The sequence below is a fragment of the Streptomyces litmocidini genome, from assembly GCF_014649755.1.
GTDB classification, from domain to species: Bacteria; Actinomycetota; Actinomycetes; order Streptomycetales; family Streptomycetaceae; genus Streptomyces; species Streptomyces litmocidini.
The window spans coordinates 1-10,487 of sequence record NZ_BMTQ01000038.1; the positions used below are offsets into that span (position 1 = coordinate 1).

8 protein-coding genes are annotated in these 10,487 nt (G+C 72.0%); 2 read left to right on the forward strand and 6 right to left on the reverse strand.

Annotated elements, in window-relative coordinates:
* A partial coding sequence (locus IE180_RS35415) for a hypothetical protein (protein ID WP_229861242.1) occupies nt 1-753 on the forward strand: 753 nt, incomplete at its 5' end.
* A 13-nt stretch (nt 754-766) separates the two neighbouring features.
* Here IE180_RS35415 and IE180_RS35420 read toward each other — a convergent pair.
* Nucleotides 767-1,552, reverse strand: a complete 786-nt coding sequence (locus tag IE180_RS35420; protein ID WP_190161063.1) for a DUF4097 family beta strand repeat-containing protein — start codon at nt 1,550-1,552, stop codon at nt 767-769.
* Between the two features lie 243 nt (nt 1,553-1,795).
* On the opposite strand from IE180_RS35420, the gene IE180_RS35425 reads away from it, so the two are divergent.
* Nucleotides 1,796-2,578 carry a GbsR/MarR family transcriptional regulator gene (locus tag IE180_RS35425; protein ID WP_190161064.1) on the forward strand — a complete coding sequence of 261 codons (783 nt, stop codon included), beginning with the start codon at nt 1,796-1,798 and terminating at the stop codon, nt 2,576-2,578.
* On the opposite strand, the gene IE180_RS35430 is transcribed toward IE180_RS35425, so the two are convergent.
* The 5 genes from IE180_RS35430 to IE180_RS35450 all read right to left on the reverse strand — a co-directional run.
* Nucleotides 2,547-6,218 (reverse strand): non-ribosomal peptide synthetase family protein, encoded by a 3,672-nt coding sequence (locus tag IE180_RS35430; protein WP_190161065.1) that lies wholly within the window; start codon nt 6,216-6,218, stop codon nt 2,547-2,549. The two genes, IE180_RS35425 and IE180_RS35430, sit on opposite strands and share 32 nt — an antisense overlap.
* Nucleotides 6,219-6,447: 229 nt before the next feature.
* Nucleotides 6,448-7,116: a maleylpyruvate isomerase family mycothiol-dependent enzyme gene (locus tag IE180_RS35435; RefSeq protein ID WP_190161066.1), complete on the reverse strand. Its 669-nt coding sequence runs from the start codon at nt 7,114-7,116 to the stop codon at nt 6,448-6,450.
* A gap of 1 nt (nt 7,117) precedes the next feature.
* Nucleotides 7,118-8,521, reverse strand: coding sequence for an adenosylhomocysteinase (gene ahcY, locus IE180_RS35440; RefSeq protein ID WP_190161067.1), 1,404 nt, complete (start codon nt 8,519-8,521; stop codon nt 7,118-7,120).
* Nucleotides 8,514-9,386, reverse strand: a complete 873-nt coding sequence (gene metF, locus IE180_RS35445) for a methylenetetrahydrofolate reductase [NAD(P)H] (RefSeq protein WP_190161068.1) — start codon at nt 9,384-9,386, stop codon at nt 8,514-8,516. Before metF ends, ahcY begins: the two co-directional genes overlap by 8 nt.
* Nucleotides 9,383-10,487 (reverse strand): vitamin B12 dependent-methionine synthase activation domain-containing protein (locus IE180_RS35450; protein ID WP_308434465.1); only part of this gene is annotated, 1,105 nt, incomplete at its 5' end. The genes IE180_RS35450 and metF, both read right to left, overlap by 4 nt.

Here is a 10,487-nt window from a genome sequence, read left to right on the forward strand (position 1 = left end):
GAAGGCTTCGTCCACGAACGGCGCGTGCAGATCGCCGGAGGACGCTGGGCCACCCAACAGCTCGTCTCCAGCCACCCGCTGACCGCCGACCAGGCCGCCAAGCTCCTCGCCAGGGAACCCGTGACGCCTCCACAGGTCACACCGAGCCCCCGGAAACCGGCCGCCGGTGAGCCGACCACCCCGCCCACCGACCGTCATCCAAAGAAAGACCCGAGGAAAAACACCTCCCACCTTCCCCCAGAACCGGGCGAGACGACCCAGACGGCCCAGACGACCCAGACGACCCAGACGGCCGAGCACTCGCCCCGGCTCGACGAGGCCCGCGCCCTCATCGGCACCCTGCCCGCCCTCTCCCCCGCCCTCCGCCACATCCCACCCGGCATGCGCGACGAACTCACCCGCCTCGCCGCCCGCTGGCTCGACGCCGGACACACCCCCACCGACGTCCACGCACACATCCGCCGCTGCCTCCCCACCGACGGAACGCCCGTCCACCGGCCCGGCGGCCTCGTCCGCCACCTCCTGCGCGACGTACCCCCACGAGAACCGCACCCGCCCGCAACCACATCCACACCCGCAACCACACCCGCACCCGGCAACCAGCTCTCACCACGCCTCCGAGGCACCCGCGAATGCGCCGGCGACCACACCCAGGCGACCCTCTTCCGGCCCGTCGGCGACGAGACCCACTGCGCCGCCTGCGCATCGCAGGCGGCGCGGGGTGCCGGGGTGGTCGTGGCGGTCGCCCCTTGAGGGCCGTGGACGGTCAGAGGCTGCGGGCGGTGATGTCGCCGTACGCCGTGGTGGCCTTGATGTTCAGGCCGGGGGTGCCGTCGTTGCGGAGGGAGTTGGTGACGCGGCCGTAGGCGGTGCCGGCGTCCAGGGAGGCGGAGACGCCGGTGGCGGCGCCGATCGTGATGTCGCCCTTCTGGGTGCTCAGGGTGACCGTGCCGTTGCCCGCCTCGGTGATGCGGATGTCACCCCGGGCGGTGCCGGCGTCCAGGGAGGCGGAGACGCCGGTGGCGGCGCCGATCGTGATGTCGCCCTTCTGGGTGCTCAGGGTGACCGTGCCGTTGCCCGCCTCGGTGATGCGGATGTCACCCCGGGCGGTGCCGACCTCGGCGGAGCCGGTCAGCCGGCCGACCTCGATGTCGCCGTCGGCGGCGGTGAGCCGGAGGCTCGCGGCCTCGTCGATCTTGACCGGGCCGTACGCGCCCTCGAAGGCGACGTCGCCGAGCCGTCCGACGCCCCGGAGTTCGGTGGCGGCGGCCCGGGCCTCGACGCGGGAGCCGGCGGGCAGCTGGACCGTGACCTCGATGGAGCCGGTGGTGCCGAGGACGCCGTTCTTCGACTTGGGGACCTCGATGCGCAGGATCCCGTCGGCGTAGGTGACTTCGGTGCGTTCGGCCGTCTTCACGTCGCGGCCCTTGGAGGGGTCGGCGGGCAGGATCTCGACGGTGGTGTCGGCCCGGTCGGCGGCGATGAGCCGGACGCGCCCGGCGGGGACGGCGAGGACGGCGGCGATCGGGGCGGTGGTGTCGAACGTCTGCATGGTGCTGCTCCTTGTCCGTGGCGGCCGCTGGTGCACCGCACTGTTTCCGATGAAGGAAAAGCTACGTTGCGTTCAATAAGTAGGCAAGCACTTCGTTGCGCAAAAACCGCTCAACCACAGGTCAGTTGAGGTATTTCGTTGCAATAGTCTCGCGCCTAACGCAACGGACCCCATTCGGTTCGTTGCAATGAAATGCGGGTGAACGCTATGCTGACGACCCCACGGACGACGAAGGAGACCGCGATGCCGGGAGGCAGACTCACCCAGTCCGAACGACAGCAGATCGCACTGGGACTCGCCGACGGCCTCGCGTACGCGGAGATCGCACGGCGCCTCGACCGCCCGACCTCGACCGTCACCCGCGAGGTCATGCGCAACGGCGGGCCCACCGGCTACCGCGCCGACCTCGCCCACCGCGCCACCGAGCAGCGCGCCCACCGCCGCAAGCCCACCGCGCCCCGGGGAACGGCGGCCTCCCCGCAGGAGCACGGGCGCGACGCCGAGGCCGTGCGCGCGTACGAGGAGACGCTCACGACCGTCATGATGGGCTCGGGCATGCCCAAGATGATGGCCCGCGTCATGGCGAGCCTGACGCTCGCCGACACGGGCAGCCTCACCGCGGCAGAGCTCGCCGAGCGCCTCCGGGTCAGCCCGGCGTCCATCTCCAAGGCGATCGCGTTCCTCGACGAGCAGGGCCTCGTCCGGCGGGAGCGCGACGACCGCCGCCGCGAGCGCTACATCGTCGACGACGACGTCTGGTACCAGGCGATGATGGCCTCCGCCCGGTCCATCGCGCAGATCGTCGACACCGCGCGGCAGGGCGTCACGGTCCTCGGCCCCGGCACTCCCGCAGGCCACCGCCTGGAGAACGTCGCCCGCTTCCTCGACTACGTCTCCGAGAGCACGGCCCGGGCCGCCGAACAGGGCCGGGCCGTCCTCCACTCGAAACCCCACCGCCCGGAGGAGGCCCCGGAGGAGACCCCGGGAAAGGCCCCTACAGCCCCAGGCGGTAGCGGATCTTCTTGACGAGCTCCGCCAGGTCCGGCTGCCGGAGCAGGCCGTAGTGGTCCGCGGCCAGCTCCACGACCGTCGGCGGGCGGGTGGACCAGCCCGTGGCGTCCTCCAGGAACGAGTAGTCGTCGCCCTCGGCCTTGAAGAGCGTCACCGGGCAGCTCACCCGCCGCTCCGTCAGCTCGCGGAAGGTGTACGTGAACTCGAAGGTCTGCTCGACGATCGCGACGATCCGGTCGATCAGCTCCGGGTCCAGCGCCGGGAAGTCCTCCGCGACGCGCGCCACGAAACCCCGCCGGTCACCGGCCCGCACGCCCGGAACGATCGCGCCCGCGAAGACCGAGTACAGGATCGTCACGAACGCCGGGTTGTCGTACGTCGCTCCGCCCGTCTCCGAGGAGCGGACCTTCGGGGAACCCGGGGCGATCAGGAAGAGGTGCTCCACCCGCTCCCCCGCCGCCTCCAGGAGGTGCGCCGACTCGAAGGCCACGCGGGCGCCGAAGGAGTAGCCCCACAGGGTGTACGGGCCGGCGGGCTGCCGGCGGCGGATCGCGGCCACGTCGGCGGCGGCCATCTCGCGGATCGTGGCGTACGGCTCCTCGCCCCGGTTGACGCCGTGCGCCTGCACCCCGTAGAAGGGCCGGTCGATGCCGACCTCCTCGGCCAGGTGCCGCAGGTTCATCGTGTAGCCGCCCAGACCCGGCCAGCAGTACACGGGCGGCTGCGCGCCGGTCGCGTGGAGCCGTACGAGACGGGAGGCGGGGGTGGCGGCGGCACCGTCCAGGCGGTGCGCGAGCTTCTCCAGCGTCGGGTGCTCGAAGAGGACCTGGAGCGGGAGCGAGGAGCCGAACTCGCGGTTGATCCGCGTCACCAGCGCGACCGCGATCAGCGAGTTCCCCCCGGACTCGAAGAAGTCGTCCAGGACCGAGACCGCCTCGACCCCCTCGTACTTCAGGGCCGCCGCCCAGACCTCCGCGAGCCTGCCCTCCGTCCGCGTACGGGGCGGGACGTGCGGACGGCCGTGCAGGCCCGCGTTGACCACGGCGAGATCGGCGAGCGCCTTCGTGTCCACCTTGCCGTTCGCCGACAGGGGCAGCCGGTCCAGCACCACCACCCGGTTCGGGATCATGTAGTCCGGCAGGTGGTGCGCGAGGTCGTCGCGGATCATCTCCGCCGGGCCTTTCATGTGGACCGTGTCCTCGTGCATCCCCTCGCTCAGCCGCTGCTCCTCGCTCACCCGGCCGCCGACGAAGAAGTACGAGGGGCCGGTCGCCCGCCCCGCCGCCGACAGGATCTCGTCCACGCGGCGGGCCGCCGGCAGCGGGTGACCGGACTTGGAGCTGTAGCCGGAGGACATGAACCCGAGGCCGTGACCGCCGAGCTGGAGGCGCTGGAGCACGCGCCCGAGGTCGACGTACGCGCGATCCGCGTCCGCCGTCCGGCTGACGACGGTGATGCCGAGCGAGGCCCGCTCGTACACCGCCTGGTTGATCGCGATGACGTGCTTCTTCTCGACGAGGGAGGCCGAGACCGGGGTCAGGACGCCGTCCTCGTAGGCGTACTGGGCCGGGGCGAGGCCCCGGACGCGGTCCCCGTGGGCCTGGACGTAGACGTCCACCTCCGGGTCCCGCCTCGCCCCCTCGTCGTACGGGACGACCTCCCAGCACCCGTCCCCGCACGCCCTGACGTCCAGGCCGTACCCGGGCAGGACCTCCTCGAAGAGGCCCACCATGTGGCCGGTCTCGATCTCCAGGACCTCCTGGATGTTGTTCCGGTACACCGGTTCGACGGCGGACCGCTCGCCCCGGAAGGAGAACCGCAGGGACGGTTCGCCGGCGGCCGGGAGCGGGTCCGTCAGGTACAGGCGGTGGTGGACGGGGTGGTAGTAGTACGTGCCCGGGTCCAGGCCCGCGATCCCGCGCGCCTCCACGTACAGCTGCGTCGCGTACAGCGCGCCCGGCGAGGCGTAGCCGTACTTCGGCAGGAGCCGCTCCCCGCTCGTGAACCGGCCGAACCAGCGCAGCAGTTCCCCGAGGTCGGCCGCCGCCAGACTGCCCACCGGCCGCGAGCCGATGCCCTCCGGACGGCGGGCCAGGACCGCGAGGACGTCGGCGCGGGTCACCTCGCCGCCCTCGTAGAAGCGGTACGTCTTGCGCGCGAAGACCGCACGCCGCATCCGCTCCGTCGGCGTCCCGCCCGGCAGCTGGACCACCGGGCGGCCCGCCAGCTCGGCGTCCGACCGGATGCCCGCGTCGGAGAGCTGGGCCTTGACCTGGAGCTTCGACTCCTTCGACTGGTGGTGGGCGCCGTGGTTGCCCTGGTCCATCAGGGCCGCCTCCTTCGGCGACAGCTCCACGCAGGCGACGAGGTTCTGGAAACCGGTGCGGGGCTCGTCCTTCACGATGACCGCCGCGTTCCTGACCCAGTCGTGGTCCTCGATGGCGAGCGCGATCTCGTCCAGCTCGACGCGGAAGCCGCGCAGCTTGACCTGGTTGTCCGCCCGGCCCGCGAACTGGACCGTGCCGTCCTCGTTCCAGTGGGCCAGGTCGCCCGTGCGGTAGAGGCGTTCGCCGGTCCCGGTGGTGACGAAGCGTTCCGCCGTCAGCTCGGGCCGGCCCAGATACCCCCGCGCCACCTGGACCCCGCCGATGCACAGCTCTCCGTCACGTATGTGGAACGTCGTCCCCGCGGCCGGTCTGCCGATCGGCATCGCGGCCGGGGCGCCCGCGAGGGCCGCCCGGTCCACCGTGTACGAGGAGGCGTTGATCGTGCATTCGGTGGGGCCGTAGAGGTTGATCAGCTCCGCCGCCGGCAGCTCGGCGAGGAGCTGCGCGGCGAGGTTCCTGGAGAGGATCTCGCCGCCCGAGCAGACGCGGCGGAGGCCGGTGCAGGTGCCGAGCCGCTCGGTGTCCACGAGGGCCTGCAGGAGCGTCGGCACGCCCTGGAGCATGGTCGCCCCCGACGCCCGGACCGCGTCGATCAGCCCCTCCGGATCCCGGTACACCCCCGGCGGACCGACCGCGACCCGGGCCCCGACCGCCGGGGCGAGGATCTCCCACTGCGCGGCGTCGAAACTCATCGGCGTCTTCTGGAGGACGACGGCGTCCGGGCCGAGGCGGTGTTCCGCCGCCATCCAGCGCATCTGCGACACGATCGAACGGTGCTCGACCATGACGCCCTTGGGTCTGCCGGTGGAGCCGGACGTGTAGATGACGTAGGCGAGGTCGTGCGGGGCGGGCCCGGGGAGCGGTGCCGTCTCCCGGGGAACGTCCCCGATGACGACGACCTCCGTCCCCGGCGGAGCCAGCTCCGTCACCCGGTCCCGGAAACGGTCCTGCGTGAGGACGACGCGGGCCCCGCTGTCCTCGATCATGTAACGGACGCGCTCCTCGGGGTACTCCGGGGAGAGCGGCACGTAGGCGCCGCCGGACAGGACGACGCCCCAGACGCCGGTCATCAGGTCGAGCGACGGCTCGACGAACACGCCGACGCGGGCGTCCGCGGCGACGCCGAGCGCACGGAGGTGGGTGGCGAGGGCGGCGGCGGTGTCGTACAGCTCGCGAAACGTCAGCGATTCCTCGCCGGAGGTGACGGCGGGGGTGTCGGGCCGCGCGGTGGTGGCGGCGGTGCGGAGGAGCCGGTCGAGCGTGGACATGCGGTTCCTTTCGTCGACGACCCCGCGCCTCCCGGACCCCACGGTGCGGGCCGCACCCGCCGTGTGGGGCCCGCGCCCTGGTGGGCGGCGCCCCTCCCGTACCCGCCGTGTGGGCGATCGTCCCGCCGGGGCGAAAGGGGCCCCTGCTCGGGCGAAGCCGAGAGCTTGGGGCCCCCCTCGCCCCGGCGGAACGACTGCCCACAACCGCGCGGGCGCGGGGGGCGAGGGGTCAGCGGTAGATGAGGAGTTCTTGTTCTGTCGCGCCCGTGAGGGAGTAGCGCGTCCGGATCAGCGGACGCCCCGAGTAGATCCGGATCAACGTCGCCGCGTCCCCGCGGAACCGCGCCGGCGCCCGCCCCTCGATCTCGTTGCCGAGGGAGACCGGGCCGCCCTCCCGGCCCGCCAGTTCGCCGATCAGCCGCGGCGTCTCCCGGCGGCGGCTCGTCACCGAGAGCAGCGGGAGGGCGAGGTCGAGCGCCGCGCCGCAGTACGCGCCGGGCTCGCCGAAGGCCTCGCGTACGTCTCCGGCGTGGATCCACTCGCCGAGGGCGACCGCGTCGAGGCGCCCGTCCTCGCGGTCCGCGATGACGGGCCCCGCCTCCGTCAGGCCGCGTTCGAGTTCGTCGAGGACGCGGCCGATGGGCCAGTCCTCGCGTTCGGCGACGTCGCAGGCGTTGGCCTCCGGCAGGAAGACGCCCTCTTCGAGGCGGTCCTCGACGATCCGGACGAGCGCCGCCGCGCAGTGGGCGAGGACCTGGCGGGCGGTCCACCCGGGGCACGCGGTGCGGAGTTCGTACGCCTCCTCGGGCGTGCGCCGGAGGAGCGGCATCAGCAGGTCCCGTTCGGTGCGGAGGAGCCGGTCCGGGAGCCAGGGGTCACGGGTGTCTTCGGTACACATCTCAGTAGCGGTAGTGGTCCGGCTTGTACGGGCCCTCGACCTCGACGCCGATGTAGGCGGCCTGCTCGGGGCGGAGGGTCGTCAGCTTGACGCCGAGCGCGTCCAGGTGGAGGCGGGCGACCTTCTCGTCGAGGTGCTTCGGCAGCACGTACACGCCGACCGGGTACTCCTGCGGCTTGGTGAAGAGCTCGATCTGGGCCAGGGTCTGGTCGGCGAAGGAGTTCGACATCACGAAGGAGGGGTGGCCCGTCGCGTTGCCGAGGTTCAGCAGCCGCCCCTCGGAGAGGACGATGACGACCTTGCCGTCGGGGAAGGTCCAGGTGTGGACCTGCGGCTTGACCTCGTCCTTGACGATGCCCGGGATCCGCGCCAGGCCCGCCATGTCGATCTCGTTGTCGAAGTGGCCGATGTTGCCGACGATGGCCTGGTGCTTCATCCGGGCGATGTCGGACGCCATGATGATGTCCTTGTTGCCGGTGGTGGTGATGAAGATGTCGGCCGTCTCCACCACGTCGTCCAGGGTGGCGACCTGGTAGCCGTCCATCGCCGCCTGGAGGGCGCAGATCGGGTCGATCTCGGTGACGATGACGCGGGCGCCCTGGCCGCGCAGCGACTCCGCCGAGCCCTTGCCGACGTCGCCGTAGCCGCAGACGACGGCCGTCTTGCCGCCGATGAGGACGTCGGTGGCGCGGTTGATGCCGTCGACGAGGGAGTGGCGGCAGCCGTACTTGTTGTCGAACTTCGACTTCGTCACGGCGTCGTTGACGTTGATCGCCGGGAAGAGGAGCGCGCCCTCGCGGTGCATCTCGTACAGGCGGTGGACGCCCGTCGTGGTCTCCTCCGTCACGCCGCGGATGCCGGCGGCCATCGCCGTCCAGTCCAGGGTGGTCTTCTCCAGCAGGGCGCGTACGACCGCCATCTCCTCGTTCGAGGCCTCCGGCAGGGCGCCCGTCTTCTGGTGCTCCACGCCCTTGTGGACGAGCAGCGTCGCGTCGCCGCCGTCGTCCAGGATCATGTTGGGGCCGTCGGCGCCGGGCCAGGTCAGGGCCTGCTCGGTGCACCACCAGTACTCCTCCAGGGTCTCGCCCTTCCAGGCGAAGACCGGGATGCCGGCGGCGGCGATCGCGGCGGCCGCGTGGTCCTGCGTCGAGTAGATGTTGCAGGACACCCAGCGGACCTCGGCGCCGAGCGCCACGAGGGTCTCGATGAGGACGGCGGTCTGGACCGTCATGTGCAGCGAGCCGGTGATCCGGGCGCCCGCCAGCGGCCGGGCGTCCGCGTACTCGCGGCGGATCGCCATCAGGCCCGGCATCTCGTGCTCGGCGAGCGTGATCTCCTTCCGGCCGAACTCGGCCAGCGCGATGTCGGCGACCTTGTAATCGGAGAAGGTGGTGGTGTCAGACATGGGCTGCGATTCTCCTTGCACTCATGATGGTTCGGTGGATTTCCAGGGCCGCCGTCGACTTGTTGAGCGTGATGTAGTGCAGGCCCGGTGCGCCCTCGTCGAGCAGCCGCAGGCCCATCCGCGTCGCGTGCTCGACGCCGATGCGGTACGCGGCGGCCGGGTCGTCCTTCGCCGCCTCCAGGCGGTGCGCCAGGTCCTCGGGGAAGGCCGCGTCCGACAGTTCGGCGAAGCGGCGGATCTGGCGCACGTCGGTGGCCGGCATGATCTCCGGGATGATCGGGGTGTCGCAGCCGGCGGCGGCGACCCGGTCCCGGAGCCGCAGGTAGTCCTCGGGATCGAAGAACATCTGCGTGATGGCGTAGTCCGCTCCCGCCCTGCACTTCGCCACGAAGTGCGCGAGGTCGGTCTTCGCGTCGACGGACCTCGGATGGCCTTCGGGGAAGGCTGCCACGCCGATTCTGAACTCGCCCAGCGAGCGGACCAGTTCGACGAGTTCGTACGCGTGGCGGAAGCCGTCCGGGTGCGGGGTCCACGCGCCGCGCGGGTCGCCCGGCGGGTCGCCGCGCAGCACCAGCACGTCCCGGACGCCGGCGTCCGCGTAGGCGCCGATGATGGCCCGCAGCTCGGCGACGGAGTGTCCGACGGCCGTCAGGTGGGCGACCGGCCGGAGCGTCGTCTCCGTCACGATCCGCTTCGTGACGTCGATGGTCCGGTCGCGGGACGAGCCGCCCGCGCCGTACGTCACGGAGACGAAGTCCGGTTTGAGGGCCTCGGCCCGCCGGATCGCGTCCCAGAGGGTCCGCTCGCCCTTGTCGGTCTTCGGCGGGAAGAACTCGAAGGAGTACGTGGGGGTTCCGGGGTTCACAGGCGTCGGCCTCCCGCGTTGAAGTAGCTCGCCTCCGGGTGGTGGACGACGATCGCGTCCGTCGACTGCTCGGGGTGCAGCTGGTACTCCTCCGACAGCACGACCCCGATCCGTTCCGGCCGGAGCAGCGCGGCGATCTTCGCCCGGCCCTCCAGGTCGGGGCAGGCCGGGTAGCCGAGGGAGTAGCGGCAGCCCTGGTACTCGGTGCGGAGCATGCCGGCCAGGGACGCCGGGTCCTCTCCGCCGATGCCCCAGTCCTTCCGCACCCGGGCGTGCCAGTACTCGGCGAGGGCCTCGGCGAGCTGCACGGAGAGGCCGTGGAGTTCGAGGTAGTCGCGGTAGGCGTCGGCGGCGAAGAGGCGGGCCGTCTCCTCCCCGATCCTGGAGCCGACGGTGACGACCTGGAGGGCGACCGCGTCCACCTCGCCGGAGTCCTCGGCGCGGTGGAAGTCGGCCAGGCAGAGGCGGCGGCCCCGCTGCTGGCGGGGGAAGGTGAAGCGGGTCCGCTCGCCTCCGTCCTCGTCCAGGACGATCAGGTCGTCGCCCTTGGACACACAGGGGAACCAGCCGTGGACGACGGCTGCTTCGACCAGGTTCTCGCGTTCGATCCGGTCGAGGAGGGCGCGCAGGCGCGGCCTGCCCTCCGCTTCGATGGTCGCGGCGTCCTTCAGGCCCCACTGGCCCTTGAAGAGGGCGGTCTCGTCGAGCCAGGGGGCGTACTCGGACAGCGGGATGCCGGTGGTGACCTTCGTCCCGAGGAAGGGGGGCTCGGGTACGGGGTTGTCGGCGGCGACGTCGGAGCGGCCGGCCGGCTCGGGCTCCCGGACCTCCGCCACCGGTTGCCGCCGGGCCACGCGGCGCTGCTTGAGCGGGGGCAGGGCGGCGCCGGGGACGCCCTTCTTCACGGCCATGAGCGCGTCCATGAGGCGCAGGCCCTCGAAGGCGTCGCGGGCGTAGCGGACCTCGCCCTGGTAGAGGTCGTGGAGGTCCTGTTCGACGTACGCCCTGGTCAGGGCCGCGCCGCCGAGGATCACGGGGTACGTGGCGGCAAGGCCGCGGCCGTTGAGCTCCTCCAGGTTCTCCTTCATGATCACGGTGGAC